The organism is Streptomyces sp. NPDC001714, assembly GCF_042892755.1.
In the GTDB taxonomy this organism is placed as follows: Bacteria; Actinomycetota; Actinomycetes; order Streptomycetales; family Streptomycetaceae; genus Streptomyces.
Map to the genome: position 1 here is coordinate 32,023 of NZ_JBIAUL010000018.1, position 20,361 is coordinate 52,383.

The window sequence follows — 20,361 nt, forward strand, 5'->3', positions numbered from 1 at the left end:
CGGCAGGTGGACGGGCGGCTACGGGGTGTTGACCGGTCAAGGTGCCGCCGCTTACGTTTCTGCAGGAGAAAGCGCTTGCTCCGCACATCGGGGTGCGTGTGCGGCGCGCTTCGGGCGGGAGTTCGCCCATCGTCGGTACACGCCCGAGGAGTGCTGATCACGTCCATGCCCCGCTCCCCCCGCTCCACGGCCCCCTTCGCCGGCCGCCGCATCCGGGCCGCCGTCGTCGGCGCCGGCGCCATCGGGCGCGGCTCCCATCTGCCCGCCCTCGCCCAGCTGGCCGCGGAGGGCGAGACCGAGGTCGTCGCCGCCGTCGACATCGATGCCGGCGCGGTCGAGGCGTTCTGCGCGGAGGCCGGCATCCCGCACGCCTACACCGACCTGGACCGGATGCTGGCCGAACAGCGGCCCGACCTGGTCACCATCGGCACCCCGCCGACCCTGCACCGGGACCAGACGGTGGCCGCGCTGCGGGCCGGCGCCTGGGTGTGGTGCGAGAAGCCGCCCGTGCCGAGCCTCGCCGACTTCGACGCGGTCGAGGCGGAGGAGGGGACGGACGGCGGGCCGTACGCCTCGATCGTCTTCCAGCACCGGTTCGGCTCCGCCTCCACCCAGGTACGGAGGCTGCTGGCTGAGGGGGCGCTGGGGCGCCCGCTGGTCGCCCACTGCCAGACCACCTGGTACCGGGACACCGCTTACTACGCGGTGCCCTGGCGGGGCCGCTGGGCGACCGAGGGCGGCGGCCCGGCGATGGGCCACGGCATCCACCAGATGGATCTGCTCCTCGACCTGCTCGGGCCGTGGAGCGAGGTGCGGGCGATGGCCGGCCGGCTGGTGCACGACGTGGAGACCGAGGACGTCTCCACCGCCCTGGTCCGGTTCGCCAACGGCGCCCTGGCCACCATCGTGAACAGCGTGCTCAGCCCCGACGAGGTGAGCCGCATCCGCATCGACTGCGAGCGCGCGACGGTCGAACTGACCCATCTCTACGGTCACGCCAACGACAACTGGCGCATCACCCCGGCCCCGGACGTCCCCGCCGGCGAGGCGGCGGCCTGGCGGGACTTCGGCCCGGACGTGCCCAGCTCGCACCTGGCCCAGCTGCGCGAGCTGATCGCCACCATGCGGGCCGGGGAGCGGCCGCGCAGCAGTGGCGCCGACGGGCGCACCAGCCTGGAGCTGATCACCGCCCTGTACAAGGCGGCGTTCACCGACACGACCGTCCGCGCGGGCGAGATCGGTCCGGGTGATCCCTATTACACGGCCCTGCACGGGGGAGCCCCGGGCTGGGCGCCGGCCGCGCGCGAGGAGGTGTCCGCGTGAGCGGCGAGCTGCGGATCACGCACACCCACGGCGACCGGGTCACCGTGACCGAGCCGGTCACCGGGGTGCAGCTCTTCTCGTACGTCTACCGGCCCGAGGCGGCCTGGGAGGCGCCGAGGCCCTACCTCCACCCGGTGCGCACCCTCGCCGGGGACGTCGTCACGGACTACCGGCCCAACGACCACCGCTGGCACAAGGGCATCTCCCTGACCGCCTCGCACCTGTCGGGCGCGAACCTGTGGGGCGGCAACTCCTATGTCCACGGCCAGGGTTACGTGGCGCTTCCGGAGCGCGTCGGCTCGATGCGGCACGCCGGGTTCGACGAGCTGTCGTCGGCCGACGGCCGCCTGGTCGTCGCGGAACGGCTGACCTGGCATCCGTACGACGGGACGCTGTGGGCGGAGGAGCGGCGCCGCATCGAGGTCCACGACGTGGACCCCGGGGCGCGTTCCTGGGCGCTCACCTGGACCAGCGCGATCACCAACCGCCGTGCCGAACCGCTGCTGTTCGGCAGCCCGACCACGGCCGGGCGTGAACTGGCGGGCTACACCGGCCTGTTCTGGCGCGGCCCCCGCGCCTTCCGGGACGGCCGGATCGTCGGCCCCGAGGGGGAGGGCCCGGAGTCCATGGGCTCCCAGTCCCCCTGGCTGGCCCTGTCCGGCGAGCACGACGGCGCCGACGGCCATGCCACCGTCGTCTTCGAACACGCGCCGGAGAACGACCACTTGGGCGCTCACGGCGGCCACCCCGCCCACTGGTTCGTGCGCAACGACCCGTTCGCCGGCATCGCCCCCTCCTGGGCCTTCCACGACGAGCTGGAACTGGCCCCCGGCGACACCCTCCGGCGCCGCTACCGGGTCGTCGTGGCCGACGGCGCCTGGGAGCGCGCGGAGATCGCCAAGTACCTGGAGACGCACCCGTGGTGAGCGAGGGGGAGTAGCCCCGCTCAGGCGGCTTCCGGTCCGGTGACGGTCCAGCCCGGTGCCTGCGGATGGGCCGTCGAGTCCCCGTGCCGCACCGGGTCGCCGCAGGCCGCGCACGTGACGACGGGGGTGAGGGTCTTCCCGCAGCCGTGCTCGATCACCATCGGGCGGTCGCCGTCCGGATGGAGGTGGCGGTCGCCCCAGGCCATCAGGGTCAACAGGACCGGCTCCAGTTCGAGGCCCGCCTGCGTGGCCCGGTACTCGAAGCGCTGCGGCCGCTCGCTGTAGACGCGCTTGGTGAGGATCCCGGCGTCGACGAGACGGCGCAGCCGGGTGGCCAGGATGTCGCGGGGTGCGCCGATGTTGCGCACCAGCTGGTCGAAGCGGCCGTTGCCCAGGCACACCTCCCGCAGGACCAGCAGGGAGTACTTCTCGCCGACCAGCGCCAGGGCGTCGGCGATCGAGCATGGGCGGGGCTGTTTGGGGGCGGCCATGGGGTCAGTCTAGTGGAGGGTTGGATTTTCAAACTCACGGAGTTATGGTGGGTTCGGATTTCCTACTCACCGGTAATCAAGACTGGCAATCGAGGTCCCCGAGATGCGTGACGCAGTCATCGTCGAAGCCGTACGCACCCCCGTCGGCAAGGGCAAGCCGAACGGGTCCCTGGCTCACGTCCACCCCGTCGAGCTCCTCGCCCACACCCTGCGCACCCTCGTCGAGCGCTCCGGCGTCGACCCCGCGCTCATCGACGACGTGATCGGCGGCACCGTCGACCAGGTCGGCGAGCAGGCCATGAACACCACCCGGTACGCCGTCCTGTCCGCCGGCCTTCCCGAGACGGTCCCGGCGACCACCGTGGACCGCCAGTGCGGTTCCTCCCAGCAGGCCGTGCACTTCGCCGCGCAGGGCGTCATGTCCGGGGCCTACGACATCGTGATCGCCTGCGGTGTCGAGTCGATGAGCCGGGTGCCGATGTGGTCCAACGTGCCGGCCGGCAAGGACCCCTTCGGGCCCGGAGTCGCCGCGCGCTACCCGGAGGGCCTGGTCCCGCAGGGCATCAGCGCCGAGCTCATCGCCGCGAAGTGGTCGATCAGCCGCGCGGAGATGGACGCCTTCGCGGTCTCCTCACACCAGAAGGCGGCGGCCGCGTGGGAAGCGGGGCTGTTCGACGCGCAGGTCGCTCCGCTGGACGGCGTCGCCCGCGACGAGTCGGTACGGCCCGGCACCACCGCCGAGATCCTCGGCGGGCTCAAGCCCGCCTACTACGACCCCGGGTTCGCCGAGCGCTTCCCGCAGATCGAGTGGAACGTCACGGCGGGCAACGCGAGCCCGATCAACGACGGTGCGTCCGCGGTGCTCATCACCTCCGGTGAGACCGCGGCGAGGCTCGGGTTGCGGCCGCTGGCCCGCCTGCACGAGTTCGCCGTCACCGGCTCCGATCCGTTGCTCATGCTGACCGGCGTGATCCCGGCGACGGAGAAGGTGCTGCGGCGGGCCGGGCTCGGCATCGAGGACATCGACCTGTTCGAGGTGAACGAGGCGTTCTCCAGCGTGGTGCTGGCCTGGCGGCAGGAGACCGGGGCCGATCTGGCGAAGGTGAACGTGAACGGCGGGGCCATCGCGCTGGGGCATCCGCTGGGGGCGAGCGGGACTCGGCTGACGACGACGCTGGTGCATGCCATGCGGGAGCGTGGGGCGCGGTACGGGTTGCAGACCATGTGCGAGGCGGGTGGGTTGGCCAACGCGATGATTCTGGAAGCGGTGAGGTAAGGAGCGGGTGCCTAATGGGGTGCCGCGTGGTGTTGGTGGGCGGCTGCGGCGCCGTTGGGGCTGGTCGCGCAGTTCCCCGCGCCCCTGGCGGGGCGCTGCAGTGATCGGGCGCTAGCGCTTGGGGCGTAGGTGGTGGCGTTTTCTCCAGGCCACCACTGCTCCGGCCACCGCCGGGATGACGATCGCCGCCACCGAGATCAGGAACACCGGGGACGTCGGGGTCGAGGCGCGGGCGCCTGCGACGACGTAGGCGGCGACGTTCGGGATCGAGCCCAGGGCCGTGGCCACCAGGAACGGGGTGCAGCGCATGCGGGAGACGGCGGCCGCGTAGTTCGCGGCCCAGAACGGGACGCCGGGGAACAGGCGTACCGCCAGCATCGAGCGGAAGCCGTGCTTGCTGAACTGGTTGTCGGCCGCCTTCAGCAGCCGGCCGCGCAGCAGCGGGCGCAGGGCCTCCTGGCCGAGCATCCGGCCGAGCGCGAAGGAGAGCCACGCCCCGAGCACGGTGCCGGCCATGGCCGCGCCCATGCCCAGTGCCGAACCGAACAGCGCGCCGGCCGCGAGGTTCAGGATCGGCCGGGGCACGAACGCCACCGTGATCAGGCCGTACGCCACGGCGAAGACCACCACCGCGGTGGTGCCCGCCACGTGGGGCGGCCAGCCCTGTGTCATCAGCTTCTGGGGCTCGAAGAGCAGCACCGACGCGCCGGCTGCCGCCAGCAGGGCGACGAGCAGGGACAGCCGGGACCACGGCGACAGCAGCACGCGTGTGCAGCGTGCGCCGAAGCCGATCGGAGCGGGCGCGGTGATCGTCAGCTCCTTGGCGGCGACCCGGGGAGAGGCCGTGGCGGTGCCAGAGCGGTTGGCATCGAGCATTCGGCGACACTAACCGAAGCGGATGTGTGATCGCCGTATGGTTCCCGTCCCTTGAGTGAATCGGGGCCGTGGAAAACCGTTCGACGTGGGGCGACGCGTCGGACATGATCTGTGTCATGTTCCGGTTCGCCTTCCTCGTCGCAGCATCCGCAGTCGCGGATGCGCCGAAGGCTGCCGTTCCCGTTCTCGCGGCCGCTGTCGACGGCGCCCGAAGCTGACCCTCCCCGGAAAGTCCGGCGGACCCCGCAGGGGGAGGGTCGGCCAGCTGCCCGGGGTCCCCGCTCTTCTACGGACAAGCTTCGAGGTACAGCCATGCCCAAGACGGCATACGTCCGCACCAAACCGCACCTCAACATCGGCACGATGGGCCACGTCGACCACGGCAAGACCACCCTGACCGCCGCCATCACCAAGGTCCTCGCCGAGCGCGGCACCGGCACGTTCGTGCCGTTCGACCGCATCGACCGGGCCCCCGAGGAGGCCGCCCGCGGCATCACCATCAACATCGCGCACGTCGAGTACGAGACCGACACCCGGCATTACGCCCATGTGGACATGCCGGGCCACGCCGACTACGTCAAGAACATGGTCACCGGGGCCGCGCAGCTGGACGGCGCGATCCTCGTGGTCTCCGCGCTCGACGGGATCATGCCGCAGACCGCCGAACACGTGCTGCTCGCCCGGCAGGTGGGCGTCGACCACGTGGTGGTCGCGCTGAACAAGGCGGACTCGGCCGACGAGGAGCTGGTCGAACTCGTCGAGCTGGAGGTCCGCGAGCTGCTCAGCGCGCACGGCTACGGCGGTGACTCCGTGCCCGTGGTACGGGTCTCCGGGCTCAAGGCGCTGGAAGGCGACCCGCGTTGGACGGCGTCGATCGAGGCGCTCCTCGACGCGGTGGACACGTACGTGCCGATGCCGGAGCGGTATCTGGACGCGCCGTTCCTGCTGCCGGTGGAGAACGTGCTCACGATCACCGGGCGCGGGACCGTCGTGACCGGTGCGGTCGAGAGGGGGACCGTGCGGGTCGGGGACCGGGTCGAGGTGCTCGGCGCGGACGTCGAGACGGTGGTCACCGGCCTGGAGACCTTCGGGAAGCCGATGGACGAGGCGCAGGCCGGGGACAACGTGGCGCTGCTGCTGCGGGGCGTGCCCCGGGACGCGGTGCGGCGGGGGCACGTGGTGGCGGCGCCGGGGAGTGTGGTGCCGGCCCGGCGGTTCTCGGCGCGGGTGTACGTCCTGTCGGGGCGCGAAGGGGGTCGTACGACTCCGGTCTCGACGGGGTACCGGCCGCAGTTCTACATCCGTACGGCGGATGTGGTCGGGGACGTCGACCTCGGCGAGACGGCGGTCGCCCGGCCCGGGGACACGGTGGAGATGACCGTGGAGCTGGGGCGGGACGTTCCGCTGGAGGCGGGGCTGGGGTTCGCCATCCGTGAGGGCGGCCGGACCGTGGGGGCGGGGACCGTGACCTCCGTGGAGTGAGGGGGGCCGTGACCTCCGTGGAGTGAGGTTGCGGTGTGTGGGGGACTGCGGGCCGGTGGGGCCGGTCGCGCAGTTCCTCCCCCAGCCTTCGGCCGGGGGTACCCCCAGCGGCCCTTTCGGGGCGCGGGTGTCACCGTTGGCGTGAGAGCGGGCGTGGGTGTCGCCGGCGGCGCCCGCGCCCCTGGGCAGGCATCGGCGTCGCACAATGGAGAAGTGAACGAATCCATACCCGTCGTCCGGGTCACCGAGCGCGGGACCGCCAAGCTGATGCCCGATGTCGATCGGGAACGGGCCTGGTTGCTTACCGTCGACGGGGCGCCGCAGTCGTATGTGGATCTCGACGAGCCGACGCATCTCGAGTTCGAGTACGCCCGGCGGCTCGGGTATGTGCTGGACGCCGTGGCGGAGGCCGGCGTGCCTCTGGACGTGCTGCATCTCGGTGGCGGTGCCTGCACGCTTCCCCGGTATGTGGCGGCGACCCGGCCCGGGTCCCGGCAGGATGTCGTGGACGCCGACCGGGAGCTGCTGGAGCTGGTCACCGAGCATCTGCCGCTGGCGGACGGCACCGGCATCGTCCTGCACGCCGCCGATGCGCGGGGCTGGCTGGAAGCGGCGCCCGGGGACTCGGCCGACGTGATCGTCGCCGATGTCTTCGGCGGGTCCCGGATCCCCGCGCATCTGACCTCGCTGGGCTACGCGCGGGAGGCCGAGCGGGTGCTCAGGGGCGACGGGGTCTACCTGGCCAACCTCGCGGACTCGGCGCCCTTCGGCTTCCTGCGTTCTCAACTCGCCACGTTCGCCGCCGTCTTCGAGGAGCTGGCGCTCATCGCCGAGCCGGGGGTGCTGCGTGGGCGGCGGTTCGGGAACGCGGTGCTCATCGCCTCGCACCGGCCGATCGACGCCGGCGCGCTGGCCCGTCGTACGGCCGCCGACGCCTTCCCGGCGCGGGTCGAACACGGGCCCGCGCTGCGCGAGTTCGTCGGTGCGGCCCGGCCGGTCGGGGACGCGGACGCCGTGCCGTCACCCGAGCCCCCCGGGGGAGCGTTCGGGATCGGGTGAGGGGGCCGACGGCTGGGTGGCGACCGGGATCGTACGGCGGGTGAGGTTGCGCACGTCAGGGACGAGGAGCACCGCGGCCGTCACGGCGACGACCAGGCCGGCGCAGCCCCACAGGGCCGCGCTCCGGCCGAAGGCCTGCTCGGCGGGGCCCGCCAGCGCCATCGCCAGGGGCAGCAGGGAGACGGAGCCGAACCAGTCGTACGCCGAGACCCGGGAGAGCTTCTCCTCGGGGATCTCCTGGTGCAGCGCGGTCATCCAGGAGACGCCGAAGACCTCGACCGTCGTGCCCGCCACGAACATCACCGCGCAGAGGACCCCCACGGGGGCGGGCACCGCGAGGGCCGCGGAGGGGAGCGCGAGCGGGAAGATGCAGAGGGTGCCGACGAAGAGGAGCCGCCGGGGTTTCCAGCGGGTCATCATCAGGGCGCCGGCCACCGTACCCGCGCCGAACGCGGCCAGTGCCAGGCCCCAGGGGCCGGCTCCGCCCAGGCTGTCACGGGCGACCAGCGGGCCGTAGACCGAGTCGGCGGCGCCCACCACAGCGTTCGCGATCGAGAACTGCACGACGATCCCCCACAGCCAGGGACGGCTCGTGAACTCCCGCCAGCCCTCCCGCAGATCGGCCAGCATCCCGCCGCCCGGGACGCGCGGCGGGATATGGCTGACGTCGAGGAACGAACGCAGCGTACCGGCGACCGCGAACGCCGCCGCGTCCACCGCCAGCACCCAGCCGGGCCCCACCGCCGCCACCAGCGCGCCGCCGAGAGCCGCGCCCCCGAGGGCGGCGCTCTGCATCGCCATCCGGAACACGGCGAACGCACGGCCCGCCTGTTCGCCGCTCACCGAGGACAGCAGCATGCCCTCCGCCGCCGGGCTGAAGAACGCCTGACCGGTGCCGCCCAGCGCGGTGAGCAGCATCATCTGCCACAGGCGGGGGTCGCCGGTGAGTACGAGGACGGCGAAGGCGCCCTGGGAGAGGAAGTTGAGGGTGTTGGCCGCGACCATCACGCGGTGGCGGGGGAAACGATCCGCGACCGCGCCGCCGACGAGCAGGAACAGCACCAGCGGGAAGGTGCGGGCGGCTGCCACCAGACCGACGTCCCCGGCGTCGCCGCCCGCGTCCAGCACCGCGAACGCGGCGGCGATCAGGGAGCCGTTGGCGCCCAGGCTCGTCACGATCGTCGCCGCGGTCAGCAGGCTGTAGTTGCGGCCCGCCCAGGCGGGTCTGCGCAGGCGGGCGGCGGCGCCGGGGGTGTCGGAGGGGCCGGGGGAGTCGGAGGCGGAGGTCACCGCCCGACTATCCCCGCCGGGAGCCCGCCCTGCCAACCGGATTCCCGGGCACCCGATGCCCGGGCATCCGGTCCCTGGCCGCGGTCAGCCCCCGGTCGGGGTGCCGTGCAGCCGGACCGTGCTGAGGATCTTCATGATCGTCGCCGTCGGGACCTCGCCGTTCACTCCCTCGGCGCCGTAGAAGTCCCACGACACCAGGTCGCCGGCCGAGTTCTCGAAGCCGAAGGTGATCGCCTTGCCGTCGCTCGCGCACTTGCCCTTCTGCGGGCTCTTCGTCGAACGCGCCCAGGCGTAGGCGCCCTTGAGGCCGGACGCGGTGGTGTAAGCGGTGGCCTTCTTGTCGTAGGTGATGGTCTTCTTGTCCGGGTACGTGTAGCCGCCGTACACCCACCAGGGGACCTCCCGGACGGCCGCGTCGCCCGGGGTCTTCGCGCCGCTCTCGCCCTTGGTGCCCACCGCCGCCAGGGCCGTGTCCTCGGTCCTGCCGTCCTTGTCGTCGTCGCTCGTGCACCACTTCGACTTGTACTGGGCGGGCGCCGACATCGTGATGATCGGCTTGCCGTCCTTGTCCTCGAAGCCGACGGACGTCCCCGAGGTGAGGACCTCCCAGTCGGCCGGCACGTCGAAGGCCGTGCCCCACTTGGGGTTCACGACGGTCTTCCAGCCCGCGATCGTCGGCTTCTCGGTCTCGTCGTCACCGCGCGGGTTGTCGTCCGTGGACGCGGAGGCAGCGGCGGAGGTGGAGGTGGTGACGGTGGGCGAGTGGCTCACCTGCTGGTTCTTGCCGGTGTCCGCCTTGTCGTCCTGCTTGCCGCCGAGGACCAGGAACCCGGTCACCCCGGCCGCCACCACGACAGCCGTCGCCGCGATGATCGCGACCAGCTTCGTGCGATCGCCGCCACCACCCCCGCCCTGCGGTGCCTGCGGTGCGCCGGCGGGCCCGGGCGGGCCCCACTGCGGCTGCTGCCCGTACCCGCCCTGCTGCGGATACTGCTGGTAGCCGGGCTGCTGATACGGATTCGGCTGCTGGTAACCCGGTTGCTGATACGGGTTGTGCTGCGGGTACTGCTCGCCCCCTGGCGGCTGCTGTTCTGGCCACATGGCTCGTAACCCTAGTGCCGGCCGGGGTACGAGGTGACGGGGCCGGTCCTGATCGGCGGCGGCTGTTCCGCCGCCCGCGGGGGTCCCGCGGGGCCACCCGGTGGCAAGGATCACCGCAGCGCCCTGGTCAGGTTCGGCTACTCGCGAGTAACATGTCCGTCATGAGCACTGACCAGATGTCGATCGGCGAGATGCTCGCCGCCACGGTCCCGATGGTGCGGACCCTCAACCTGGAGTACCTGGAGACCACTCCGGAGCGGGCCGTCCTGTCCCTGCCGGACCAGGGCGACTTCCACAACCACATCGGCGGCCCGCACGCGGGTGCGATGTTCACCCTCGCCGAGTCCGCGAGCGGCGCGATCGTGCTCGCCGCCTTCGGCGACCAGCTCTCCCGGGCCGTGCCGCTCGCCGTCAGCGCCGAGATCGCCTACAAGAAGGTCGCCCTCGGCCCGGTCAAGGCCACCGCGACCCTGGGGCGCCCGATCGCCGACGTCGTCGCCGAACTCGACGAGGGCAAGCGCCCCGAGTTCCCGGTCGCCGTCGCCATCACGCGCGAGGACGGCGCGGTCACCGGTGAGATGACGGTCGTCTGGACGCTGCGCCCCAACGGCTGACCGACCGGCCCGACACCGTCATCCACCGGTGTCGGACGTCGGCGTCACACGTCGGACGGGGTGCGGGCCGCTGGGCCCGCACCCCGTCCTGTGCCGGGGGCCGCTCAGGCGGCGCGGCTCTCCTCGCGCCCGGCCGCCGTTTCCTCCAGGGCCGTCACGAACTCCCTGAGCCACGCCGTGAACTCCGGCCCCAGATCCGGGCGTTCGCAGGCGAGCCGGACCACCGTGCGCAGGTAGTCGGCCTTGTCGCCGGTGTCGTAGCGCAGTCCGTCGAAGACCACCCCGTGGACCGTGCCTGCCGCGGCCAGGTCCTGCAGCGCGTCCGTCAGTTGGATCTCGCCGCCGCGGCCGGGCGCGGTCTGTTCCAGGACGTCGAACACCTCCGGGTCGAGGACGTAGCGCCCGATGACCGCGTAGTTGCTGGGGGCCTTGTCCGGGGACGGCTTCTCCACCAGGCCGGTCACCCTCACCACGCCGTCCTCGCCGGTCGGCTCGACGGCGGCACAGCCGTAGAGGTGGACCTGTGACGGGTCGACCTCCATCAGCGCGACGACACTGCCCCGGTAGCGGTCACGGACGTCCAGCATCTGGCTGAGCAGGGTCTCCCGGGCGTCGATCAGGTCGTCGCCCAGGAGCACCGCGAAGGGCTGGTCGCCCACGTGGTGCTTGGCGCACAGCACCGCGTGGCCGAGGCCGAGGGGGTCGCCCTGGCGGATGTGGTGGATGTCGGCGAGCCGTGCGGGATCGCGTACGGCGTCCAGGCGCACGGTGTCGCCCTTGGCGGCCAGTGCCTGCTCCAGCTCGAAGGCGTTGTCGAAGTGGTCCTCGATGGCCCGCTTGTGCCGGCCGGTGACCATGAGGATGTCGTCGAGCCCGGCCTTGGCGGCCTCCTCCACGACGTACTGGATGGCCGGCTTGTCGACGACCGGCAGCATCTCCTTCGGTGTCGCCTTGGTGGCGGGCAGGAACCGGGTACCGAGCCCGGCGGCCGGGACGACTGCCTTGCGGACCGGCCGGGGGGACGGGGGGACGGGGGAGGAGTGGGGGGCGATCATGCGGCACATGCTGGCCCACCGGGATGAGAGGGGGCCGGGAGAACCGTGGGAGGCGGCTGTGGAACTCGGCGTTCCGCCATGGGGACCGCGACCGTCCGGAGTTGAAGATTTCGTGTGCCATCGGGTCCGCGGCGGACACAAGTTGAACCTGTGCGACCGCTGAATCCGGGCCGACTGCCGATACCGCCGGTAACTTATCTGAATTCCCGCCTCTTTGAACTTGAGTCACCTCAACTTCTTGTTTCCTGTGAGGCCTGTGTGCAAAGGTGAGCCACCCCGCGGGAGGGCCCACAGATCGGTACGGCCGACAGGCCGGCCGTTATGGACCCCAAAAGGTACGCACCAATCAGCACTGCATTCCGTCAGGGCGCCATTTCGCGTGCCGTCCTGCGGCCCGGAAGGAAATGGTTCAGTGCAATCCCCCTACCCCCCACGCCCGCCCTACCCGCCTCGCCCCGGTTCGACCCCGGGGGAGTCCGACCGCAATCTCATCGCCCAGCTCACCGGTCCGCCTGCGGCCAGACATCATGCCGTCGCCCTGCTGCTGGCCCGGCACTGGCGCGCCACCTGCGACTACGCCGTGGTCTGCCTCGCCTCCGTCACGCCCACCGCCCAGCTCGTCGCCAGCGCCGCCTTCGAGCGGGTCCTCGGCCGGCTGGCCGGCGGCGCGGTGGGCGGCGCTCTGCGTCCCCAGCTGCTCGTGGCGGTTCGGGAGACCGTCCGCGCGTGGGCCGCCGACGAAGCCATTTCGGTGGTCGCACCGGAACTGCGCAAGACCACCGGCGGTCGCGGACTCAGCGCCGCAAGACCCGGCACCCCCGAAAGGCGGCAACTCGCCGAACGTGCTTTCCAGGCCCTTCCGGGAGCCTCGCAATGCCTCCTCTGGCACACCGAGGTCGAGGCCGAACCCATAAACATACCCGCTGGTCTGCTGGGTGTCGACACCGCTACCGCGACCGCCGCCCTCGACCAGGCACGCGAACAATTCAGGACCGGATTGGTGCGCGCCCACCGGGAACTCGCGCCCTCGAAGGAATGCCGCTTCTACAACCGGCTCCTCGACGTCCCCATGCGCCGGGGCGGCGGTCTGCTCCCCGATGTGCAGCGGCATCTGACCGAGTGCCGGTACTGCCGGCACGCCGCCGAACAACTCAGCCATTTCGACGGCGGCCTGGAGGTGCTGCTCGCCGAGACCGTGCTCGGCTGGGGCGCCCGCCGCTATCTCGACTCGCGGCCCGGACACGGCGCGGTCGTCGAGGCATGGCCGGCCGGAGACGCACCCGCGGGCCCCGCGGCGGTGCCCGGCGGACGCCACCGCATCGCGACCGGGAGCGGACGGCGCAAGGCCGTACTGGCCGGCGCCGGCCTGGTCTCCCTCGCCCTCCTCGCCACGGTGCTCGTGGCCAGGAGCTGGTCCGAGGACAACGGTCTGCCCCGCACCGGCACCACCACCTGGGGAGCCCCCAGCGGCGACGCCACCCGGTCCGGCCCCGCCACGCTCCCGCCCGCAACGGGTTCCCCGTCACCGGCCTCCGTGGGCGAGCCCGTCGAGATCGCCCACGGCAGACTGCGCAGCCCCGACTCCGGGCGCTGCGTCGACGTGCGCGGGGGCCGGGTGCGGACCGGGGCGGAACTGCGGCTCGGCCGGTGTTCGGACGCCGGGTCCCAGCAGTGGTCGTACCAGGAGGACGGCATGGTGCGCAGCGCGCTCGACCCCACCCTCTGCCTCGCCGCCGACCCCGGTGCGCGCAGTGTCCTGGTCGCCGGCTGCCTGGTGCACGCGGGGGAGGTGTCGTACGACCTGACGGTGCGCGGCGAGCTCCTGCTCCGCTGGGACAAGGACCTCGCGCTGGCCGCGGACGGCACGCGTGTGGTCGTGGCCGGGCGGAACGGGTCGGTGCGGCAGCGGTGGGAACTGGAGTCAGGGAACGGCGGTGCGGTGACGCCGGTGACCACGCCCTCCGAGCCGGCCGCGCCGGGGAAGGGCGAGCCGACGGGGATCCCCGCGCCTCCGCCCGTTCCGCGGGAGCGGTCCGGCGAGCCGCGGGAGCCGTACGGCACGCGGGTCGCGCAGGCCGGGGCGCGCCGAGGTCCCGTCGCCGTCACACCGGCCGCGCCCCGAGAGCCCGTGGGCACGGACTCGGGACCGGTCGTCGGCGCGGTCGGTGATGTCCTGGACTCCGTACCGGCCACCGTGACGGACACATTGGACTCCGTACCGGCCACCGTGACGGACACGCTGGACTCCGTTCCGGACGTCGCGAGCGGGGTGGGCGTGCTGCTCGGCTGACGCCGGGTGGGATCGGTCGGTCGGGCGTGGCGAAGCGTCGGCGGTCGGTGGCGACCTGGCCGTAGGCCGGCGGAACCATCCGGCACCGTGGCCTGGAGGTGAGCCGCAGGTCCAGGGCACGTGCCCTGGAGTGTCATGAGCGAGGAAGGCGAGAGCGGGACGACGAGAGCGGGACGACGACCCCACCCGGCAGCTCGAAACCGTCCTCTCGTGGTCCCCTCGGGGCCGGGCTCGGGGGCGGCCGCCGCAGCAACCAGCCGCTGGGAAGCGGTTGTTGCACTTGCCGGGCCTCGGCATGATGGATGCCGCACCCCTGCGTCACCGTGACATCGCCGACTGACCGACCCTCCCTCGCGGCGGGTCCAGGGCGGGATCGGTGTCGCGGTACAGCGTCAGTCTGCTACTCGCGCCGCTGCCCGCGTCGCGCGGACACGTTCGACAGGACCAGGACGGGAACCATGCCGGGAGAGTTGTCGCCGACCGGGAAGGGCTCCGGTCCCGGCTCGCCGCCCGCGCTGCGGGCCTCGCACGCCGACCGGGACCGGGTGGTGGACGTGCTGCGTATCGCGGCAGGGGACGGCCTGCTGACCGCGGACGAGTTGGACGAGCGCCTGGAAGCCGCCCTGTCGGCACGGACTCTGGGCGAACTGGCCACGCTCACCTCCGACTTGCCGCCCATCTCGACCGCGGTGGGGGCGGTTGGGGCGGAAGTCAAGGACGTGGTCCGGATCGAGCAGGTCCACAGCGGGGCGGTCGAGCGCGTGGGGCGCTGGGTGGTACCGCGCAGGCTGGAGCTCGCGGTGACGTACTGCGAGGTGACGCTCGACTTCACGGACGCGGTGATCACGCACGACACCCTGCGGATCGACGTCGCCATGACGGGGAAGGCGCTGACGCTGATCACGAGGCCGGGCATCGTGGTCGATACCGACGGTCTGCACCTGGTGCACACCAAGGTCAAGTACCGTCAGGCGCCGGCGAGTCCGGCAACGCCGCCCACTCTGCGCGTGGAACTGGTCGGCCAGAAGGCCCACGGCCGCGTGGTGGTGCGGCCCGCGCGACGGACCTTCGCGCAGTGGCTGCTGCGCAGGCCCACGGCCCGTCCCGAGGGTGCTTGACCCCATCGTCGTGAACCGCAGCCGTTCACGCACCGCGGAGCGGGCGATCCGCCCCTTCCCGGCTGGCCCCGGCCTGCCCGGGTCGGCCGGCGGTCGTCGCGGAACTCGCAGGGATCTCGTCCTCCCACGGATCGATTCCGCGGCGTTCCAGTTCGTCGAACTCGGTTCTTCGCTGAGCGGACCGTTGCCCGGAAGTAGATCAGTGTCGCCGTCCGCCACGACGTTCGGAGTCGCGGTCCGCTACGAGCTCGCGCCTCGGACGGGATCGTCGAGTGCGGCGGGGGAGGCGGCCGGGCTCTGCTCGGTGGTGCGGAAGGCCAGCAGGACTGCGGAACCCGCGGCCCACAGGACGAGTGTCGCCAGCGGGCCGAGGACGTGGGAGCCCCGGAAGTAGCTGAGGTCGGCGATGGCGCGCACCGCGGCACCGGGGGGCAGCAGCTCCGACAGGGGCCGCGCTGCGCCGGGCATCAGGTTGGTGCCGATGGTCGCGCCGCTGGTGGAGTTGCCGACGGTCAGCAGCAACAGGGTGGCGAGCGGGATGCCGAGGGGGCCGATGTAGGTGGCCAGCATCTTCGTGGCGAAGGCCGCGGCGGCGGCCAGCAGGGCCAGGACGAAGGCGAGGGGGAGATACGGTGCGGGGACGGCTCCGAGGACGGGGCCGGCGAGGGCGGCCGCGACAAGGCCGGACGCCGCGGCGAACGCGGCCATCAGGGTGAAGCGGTGCCGCAGCCGGAGCAGGCCGCTGAGCCCCACGACGTTCTGTGCGAGGGCGAAGCCCGAGAGGGTCACTCCGAAGGAGACGTAGAACCCGGCCAGGCCGCGGGCGTCGTACCGGTCGAGCGGCACGATGTCGGAGACGCTGAGGTGCCGGTCGGCGCCGTGGGCGTACGCCGTGGCGAGCTTGGTGACCGCGGTCGTCGTCGACAGGCCGTTCGCGCTGGCGACGTCGAGTTCGAGGCTTTTGGCGTGAGGGGCGTGAGGGGCGTGAGGGGCGTGAGGGGCGTGCGGGCCGCTGCCGAGTACGGCCACGACGTCGCGGTGGCGCAGCGCGTCGCGTGCCTCGGCGGCGGAGTGGGCGCGCCGGACGTCGACCGAGTCGCCGAGGGCCTGCTGGACCTCGTCCGCCAGCTTCGCGCCGGTGACCGCCACGGGGATCCGGTGGGGCTGGGGATCGCGCATGAGCCCGACGTAGCAGCTGACGAATGCCGAGACGATGACCAGGCCGATCAGGAACGGCTGCAGCCACACACGGACGGGACGGCGGCGCCGGTGATGCGGGGGGCGGGGCTGGGGATGCACTCCGGGTTTCTCCATGACTGGTGGTGGATCGACGGCGGCGGCACTTGCGTGGCGGTGTCGAACATCTGCCGTCGGACATAACGCCCACACGACAGAAGTGTATGCCCGTCGGTTGTTTCGCCCTGGTGTGACGCTGACCTCGGCCGTTGGTGGTGGACGCCGCCGCAGCCATGTGGATACTGCCGGGGGGCGGGATGAGTGTCACTTTCACGACATGGGCATATATCATTTGGCTGTGTCATTTACTGAAGTGTTCGCGTAGCGTCGTCGATCCCCGGTCGAGACCGAGGATCTGCCGCCCGGCGCCGCTCATCGAGAGGGGTTCGCCGATGTCCTGGACCGCCACGGCCCGATACGGCCTGGAGCCCGCACCGGGCGGGCTCGCCTTCGTGCAGGACCTGCTGAACACGCTGTCCGCCGGCAAGCCGCGCGAGCTCGACCTGCTGCAGACCGCCGACGACGCCCGTGCCTGGCTCGACCAGGCGTTGCGGAGCTGGAGCGGCGTCACCCACCGGCCCGCACCGGGCATCGAACTGACGGCAGAGGACGTGGAGGGCCTCCGCGGCTTCCGTCATGACCTGGTTCAGAGCCTCCACGCCCGGCACGGCGACCCGGCGGCGGAGCCCCGCCCGGGGGCTTCGGTGCTGACCCTGCCCACGGCCCTGCGGCTGGACGAGCACGGTGTCGTGCACGCCGAGCCCCGCGGCACGGGCTGGCGGCAGGTGGCCTCACTCGCCCTGACGGAGGTCTACCAGGCGCAGTGCACCGACACGCTGCGCCGCCTGAAGTCCTGCCGCAACACCCGCTGCCAGACCGCCTTCTACGACCGCTCCCGCAACAACAGCGGCGTCTGGCACGACGTCCACGTCTGCGGCAACGCGGCCAACCTGCGCAACTACCGTGCGCGCAAGCGGGCGGGCGCGGACCGGGCCTGACGGCCGCAGCCCCCACGAACCGTCCTCGGCCCAGCCCGCCCCGGCGGACGGCCGAGCGCCACGGTCTCGTCCCGGCGGACGGCCGAGCGCCCCGGTCCCGGAGGATCAGCCCGCTGTTTTCGGTTCTTGTCGGCGTCGGGCCCTTTTCTTGTTCAGATCGTTGACACGAGTCACCACCGGATCTACGTTTCCGACGCGCCGGTGGTACGACTGACGGCTCGTCAAGGTCCTGTGGCGGTTGATGCGTTCACAGGCCGAACGCGCTCCGCAGTCGCCTTCGGCGTCTTCGCGGTCCACATCGTCGTGCCCGCACACCGAAGGAGTGACGGCTCATGCCCGAAACCGTCTCCCGACGATCCGCCCTGCGCCTCACGGCCGGTGCCGTCGCGGTCGCCGCCGCGGCCACCGGCGGACTCATCCCGCTCACGGCCGCCGCGGCGGCGGACAGACCCGAGGCCGGGGCGGGTCCCCGCGTCGAGAGGCTGCTCGCCCGTCTCACGCTCGACGAGAAGATCTCCCTGCTGCACGGGGCCGACGACCCCGGCTCGCTCGGCCAGGCCGGCTACCTGCCCGGCGTCCCTCGCCTGAACATCCCGCCCCTCAGACTCGCCGACGGCCCGGCCGGCGTCCGGATCACCGAGCACGCCACCGCGCTGCCCGCCCCCGTCCTGCTCGCCTCCGCCTTCGATCCCGAACTGGCCCGCCGCTACGGCCAGGTGATCGGCCGCGAGGGCCGCGCCCTCGGTCAGGACGTGCTGCTCTCCCCGATGGTCAACCTCATCCGCACCCCCTACGCGGGCCGCAACTTCGAGACGTTCAGCGAGGACCCGCTGCTCGCCTCCGACCTGGTCGCCGCCGAGATCCGCGGCATCCAGGGCGAGGGCCTGATCGCGACCGTCAAGCACTTCGCCCTCAACAACCAGGAGCAGGACCGCAACACGATCGACGTGCACGCCGGCGAACAGACCATGCACGAACTCGAACTGCGCGGCTTCGAGGCGGCGGTGGACGCCGGCACCGGCGCGGTCATGGGCTCCTACAACCGGGTCAACTCCACCTTCGCCTGCGAGAACAAGACCCTGCTCACCGACATCCTCCGCGGCCAGTGGGGCTTCGCGGGCTGGGTGATGACCGACTGGTTCGCCGCCCACAGCACCGTCGCCGCGATCACCGCCGGCCTCGACATGGAGATGCCCGACGGCACGTACTTCGGGGCGGCCCTCAAGTCGGCGGTGCAGAACGGCGGCGTGCCCGAGCGGTACGTCGACCGGGCGGTACGGCGGATCCTCGCGGTGATGGACCGCTTCGGCCTCCTCGACGGCAGTGCCCCGCCCCGCCCGGGTCGTGATGCCGCGGCGGGCGCCGCCGTGGCGCTGGAGGTCGCCAGGGCCGGCGCCACCCTGCTGCGCAACGAGCACGGCACCCTGCCCCTGGACGGCGGCAGCGTCGCGGTGATCGGACCGACCGGCTCGCTGCCCTTCGTCAGCGGCGGCGGCAGCGCCCATGTCGTCCCCGACCACGCCGACAGTCCCCTCGACGCCATCAAGGCCCGGATCCGCGGCCCGGTCACCTACACCCTCGGCGAGGACCTGTTCGGCAAGGCCCTGCCCGCCGACGCCCTCAGCCCCGGCTTCACCAGCGAGGGACAGCAGGTGGGCGCCGGAAAGCCGTGGGCGTACGACGGCACGCTCACCGTCGCCGAGGACGACGAGTGGACCTTCGTACTCCACTTCTCCTCCGCGGCCACCGCCCGCCCCAAGGTCCTGCTCGACGGCGAGGAGCTCTTCCCGCTCGCGGCCGGATACGGCGAGTACTTCTCCGGCGGCCTGGTCGCCGCGGCCCCCGACGGCCTGGGCGTCCGCCGCAAGACACTCCGACTCGCCCGCGGCGCCCACACGTTGAAGATCTCCGCGGACGGCGGCGACTCCGGTCTGCTGTTCCGGCTGCGCCGCATCACCGGCGCGACCCGCGCCCAGGACGTCACCGAGGCGGTGGCCGCCGCCCGGGCCGCCCGGCACGCCGTGCTGTTCGCCTACGAGGACGCCACCGAGGGCCTCGACCGCACCACCGTCGCCCTGCCCGGCCACCAGGAACAGCTGATCCGCGCGGTGACGGCGGCCAACCCGCGCACCACCGTCGTCCTCAACACCTCGTCATGCACCTCGATGCCGTGGCTGGCGGGGACCGGAGCCGTGCTGCAGATGTACTACCCCGGTCAGGAGGGCGCGGCCGCCACCGCCGCGGTCCTCTTCGGCGACAGCGACCCGGGCGGACGTCTCACCCAGTCCTTCCCGGCCGACGACGACCACCACCCCGTCGCCGGCGACCCACGCCGCTACCCCGGCGTCGACGGGGTGGAGGAGTACTCGGAGGGCATCCACGCCGGCTACCGCTGGTACGACGCGCAGGGCGTGCGGCCCCTGTTCCCCTTCGGGCACGGGCTGTCGTACACCTCCTTCGCGTACTCCGACCCGGAGGCGCGGTGGACACGCGGCGGACTGGAGGTCGCGTTCACCGTGCGCAACACCGGGCGTCGCGCCGGGATCGCGGTGCCGCAGGTGTACGTCGGGCCCTCGCCGGATCTCCGGCTCGACCAGGCGGTACGGGTGTTGGGCGGCTACCGGCGACTGGAGCTGCGGTCCGGGGAGCGGCGACGGGTGACCGTGCGGGTCTCCGCGCGCACCCTGTCGTCCTGGGACGCGCGGCACCATCGCTGGACGCTCGGCACCGGGCGGCGGACGGTCTGGGTCGGCGCCTCGGCGGGCGACCTCAGGCTGCGCACCGGCGCGCGGGTAGGCGGCGGCCACCGCTGAATTCCTGTCAATGAACGGCCGGCGAGCAAGGGCTTTCCGGCCGTTTACTTCAAGGGTTTACAAGAATTTTCCCCGCCGTGTGTTTCATTTGAAGTGATGTGGTTGACGACAGGTTTTTGTCAGGATTGGGTGAGGGCTGACGCAGCGGCGTTCGCCGCGGGTTTCCGGTGTGCCACGATCGAGCCAGCGGACCGAAGTCATCCCGAATTTACAGAGCTCGGCGCGGCCGCACGGCGCGTTGCGTCGTGGTGAGTGCCGGGTGAATCGCCAGGGTGCTTTGACGGGCTTGTGATGGTGTGCCGCCAGTGATCCGGCTGCTGAACGGCCGCCGATCCGCAGTGGATTGCCAGGGTTTTCGGCTCTTGCGGTGAATTCCTCCCGCTGGCCGAATCAATACTACCGGACGTGACGGG

The 20,361-nt window shown here is 72.2% G+C and carries 16 protein-coding genes; 10 read left to right on the forward strand and 6 right to left on the reverse strand.

Translation table 11 applies throughout. The annotated features are described in order from the left end of the window. Window positions 1-165 precede the first annotated feature (165 nt). Both ACFY0P_RS37980 and ACFY0P_RS37985 read left to right on the forward strand, forming a co-directional pair. On the forward strand, window positions 166-1,323 hold the full coding sequence (locus ACFY0P_RS37980) for a Gfo/Idh/MocA family protein (protein ID WP_388924025.1): 1,158 nt from the start codon (window positions 166-168) through the stop codon (window positions 1,321-1,323). Beyond that, window positions 1,320-2,249: a PmoA family protein gene (locus ACFY0P_RS37985; RefSeq protein ID WP_388924028.1), complete on the forward strand. Its 930-nt coding sequence runs from the start codon at window positions 1,320-1,322 to the stop codon at window positions 2,247-2,249. The genes ACFY0P_RS37980 and ACFY0P_RS37985 overlap by 4 nt, the downstream gene beginning before the upstream one ends. Window positions 2,250-2,269: 20 nt before the next feature. On the opposite strand, the gene ACFY0P_RS37990 is transcribed toward ACFY0P_RS37985, so the two are convergent. Continuing rightward, window positions 2,270-2,740 (reverse strand): winged helix-turn-helix transcriptional regulator, encoded by a 471-nt coding sequence (locus ACFY0P_RS37990; RefSeq protein ID WP_388924031.1) that lies wholly within the window; start codon window positions 2,738-2,740, stop codon window positions 2,270-2,272. 103 nt (window positions 2,741-2,843) lie between these two features. Here ACFY0P_RS37990 and ACFY0P_RS37995 point away from each other — a divergent pair, with 103 nt between their 5' ends. Next, the gene (locus ACFY0P_RS37995) at window positions 2,844-4,016 is read left to right on the forward strand and encodes a thiolase family protein (protein ID WP_388924033.1); all 1,173 of its coding nucleotides are present in this window, start codon (window positions 2,844-2,846) and stop codon (window positions 4,014-4,016) included. Between the two features lie 111 nt (window positions 4,017-4,127). Here the strand turns inward: ACFY0P_RS37995 and ACFY0P_RS38000 are convergent, their stop codons facing one another. Then, complete coding sequence (locus ACFY0P_RS38000) at window positions 4,128-4,892, reverse strand: TVP38/TMEM64 family protein (protein ID WP_388924036.1); 765 nt, start codon at window positions 4,890-4,892, stop codon at window positions 4,128-4,130. Window positions 4,893-5,204: 312 nt separating this feature from the next. On the opposite strand from ACFY0P_RS38000, the gene tuf reads away from it, so the two are divergent. Then, on the forward strand, window positions 5,205-6,374 hold the full coding sequence (tuf, locus tag ACFY0P_RS38005; protein ID WP_351961252.1) for an elongation factor Tu: 1,170 nt from the start codon (window positions 5,205-5,207) through the stop codon (window positions 6,372-6,374). A 213-nt stretch (window positions 6,375-6,587) separates the two neighbouring features. After that, a complete protein-coding gene (locus tag ACFY0P_RS38010; RefSeq protein WP_388924039.1) occupies window positions 6,588-7,433 on the forward strand; it encodes a spermidine synthase in 846 nt (281 codons plus the stop codon). Here ACFY0P_RS38010 and ACFY0P_RS38015 read toward each other — a convergent pair. Both ACFY0P_RS38015 and ACFY0P_RS38020 read right to left on the reverse strand, forming a co-directional pair. Next, window positions 7,395-8,723 carry an MFS transporter gene (locus ACFY0P_RS38015; RefSeq protein ID WP_388924042.1) on the reverse strand — a complete coding sequence of 443 codons (1,329 nt, stop codon included), beginning with the start codon at window positions 8,721-8,723 and terminating at the stop codon, window positions 7,395-7,397. The two genes, ACFY0P_RS38010 and ACFY0P_RS38015, sit on opposite strands and share 39 nt — an antisense overlap. 84 nt (window positions 8,724-8,807) lie before the next feature. Continuing rightward, window positions 8,808-9,824 (reverse strand): hypothetical protein, encoded by a 1,017-nt coding sequence (locus tag ACFY0P_RS38020; protein WP_388924046.1) that lies wholly within the window; start codon window positions 9,822-9,824, stop codon window positions 8,808-8,810. A gap of 176 nt (window positions 9,825-10,000) precedes the next feature. Here ACFY0P_RS38020 and ACFY0P_RS38025 point away from each other — a divergent pair, with 176 nt between their 5' ends. Further along, the gene (locus ACFY0P_RS38025; RefSeq protein ID WP_089105668.1) at window positions 10,001-10,438 is read left to right on the forward strand and encodes a DUF4442 domain-containing protein; all 438 of its coding nucleotides are present in this window, start codon (window positions 10,001-10,003) and stop codon (window positions 10,436-10,438) included. A gap of 104 nt (window positions 10,439-10,542) precedes the next feature. Here ACFY0P_RS38025 and galU read toward each other — a convergent pair whose 3' ends face one another. After that, a complete protein-coding gene (gene galU, locus ACFY0P_RS38030; RefSeq protein WP_388924049.1) occupies window positions 10,543-11,493 on the reverse strand; it encodes a UTP--glucose-1-phosphate uridylyltransferase GalU in 951 nt (316 codons plus the stop codon). Between the two features lie 412 nt (window positions 11,494-11,905). Between galU and ACFY0P_RS38035 the strand changes: the two genes are divergently transcribed. Together ACFY0P_RS38035 and ACFY0P_RS38040 are read left to right on the forward strand one after the other, a co-directional pair. Further along, window positions 11,906-13,783: a ricin-type beta-trefoil lectin domain protein gene (locus tag ACFY0P_RS38035; RefSeq protein ID WP_388924052.1), complete on the forward strand. Its 1,878-nt coding sequence runs from the start codon at window positions 11,906-11,908 to the stop codon at window positions 13,781-13,783. Between the two features lie 458 nt (window positions 13,784-14,241). Then, window positions 14,242-14,901, forward strand: coding sequence for a DUF1707 domain-containing protein (locus ACFY0P_RS38040; RefSeq protein WP_388924055.1), 660 nt, complete (start codon window positions 14,242-14,244; stop codon window positions 14,899-14,901). Window positions 14,902-15,141: 240 nt separating this feature from the next. Here the strand turns inward: ACFY0P_RS38040 and ACFY0P_RS38045 are convergent, their stop codons facing one another. Next, window positions 15,142-16,200: a hypothetical protein gene (locus ACFY0P_RS38045; protein WP_388924058.1), complete on the reverse strand. Its 1,059-nt coding sequence runs from the start codon at window positions 16,198-16,200 to the stop codon at window positions 15,142-15,144. Window positions 16,201-16,529: 329 nt separating this feature from the next. Between ACFY0P_RS38045 and ACFY0P_RS38050 the strand changes: the two genes are divergently transcribed. Further along, the gene (locus tag ACFY0P_RS38050; protein ID WP_388924061.1) at window positions 16,530-17,135 is read left to right on the forward strand and encodes a CGNR zinc finger domain-containing protein; all 606 of its coding nucleotides are present in this window, start codon (window positions 16,530-16,532) and stop codon (window positions 17,133-17,135) included. A 332-nt stretch (window positions 17,136-17,467) separates the two neighbouring features. Beyond that, on the forward strand, window positions 17,468-19,948 hold the full coding sequence (locus ACFY0P_RS38055; protein ID WP_388924064.1) for a beta-glucosidase: 2,481 nt from the start codon (window positions 17,468-17,470) through the stop codon (window positions 19,946-19,948). The last annotated feature ends 413 nt before the right edge of the window (window positions 19,949-20,361 follow it).

Excerpts from the sequence above, each read along its gene's own strand:
- tuf (WP_351961252.1), top strand. The coding sequence starts at position 5,205 with ATGCCCAAGACGGCATACGTCCGCACCAAACCGCACCTCAACATCGGC.
- galU (WP_388924049.1), bottom strand. The coding sequence starts at position 11,493 with ATGATCGCCCCCCACTCCTCCCCCGTCCCCCCGTCCCCCCGGCCGGTC.
- ACFY0P_RS38025 (WP_089105668.1), top strand. The coding sequence starts at position 10,001 with ATGTCGATCGGCGAGATGCTCGCCGCCACGGTCCCGATGGTGCGGACC.
- ACFY0P_RS38050 (WP_388924061.1), top strand. The coding sequence starts at position 16,530 with ATGTCCTGGACCGCCACGGCCCGATACGGCCTGGAGCCCGCACCGGGC.
- ACFY0P_RS38055 (WP_388924064.1), top strand. The coding sequence starts at position 17,468 with ATGCCCGAAACCGTCTCCCGACGATCCGCCCTGCGCCTCACGGCCGGT.
- ACFY0P_RS37980 (WP_388924025.1), top strand. The coding sequence starts at position 166 with ATGCCCCGCTCCCCCCGCTCCACGGCCCCCTTCGCCGGCCGCCGCATC.
- ACFY0P_RS38000 (WP_388924036.1), bottom strand. The coding sequence starts at position 4,892 with ATGCTCGATGCCAACCGCTCTGGCACCGCCACGGCCTCTCCCCGGGTC.
- ACFY0P_RS38020 (WP_388924046.1), bottom strand. The coding sequence starts at position 9,824 with ATGTGGCCAGAACAGCAGCCGCCAGGGGGCGAGCAGTACCCGCAGCAC.
- ACFY0P_RS38040 (WP_388924055.1), top strand. The coding sequence starts at position 14,242 with ATGCCGGGAGAGTTGTCGCCGACCGGGAAGGGCTCCGGTCCCGGCTCG.
- ACFY0P_RS37990 (WP_388924031.1), bottom strand. The coding sequence starts at position 2,740 with ATGGCCGCCCCCAAACAGCCCCGCCCATGCTCGATCGCCGACGCCCTG.
- ACFY0P_RS37995 (WP_388924033.1), top strand. The coding sequence starts at position 2,844 with ATGCGTGACGCAGTCATCGTCGAAGCCGTACGCACCCCCGTCGGCAAG.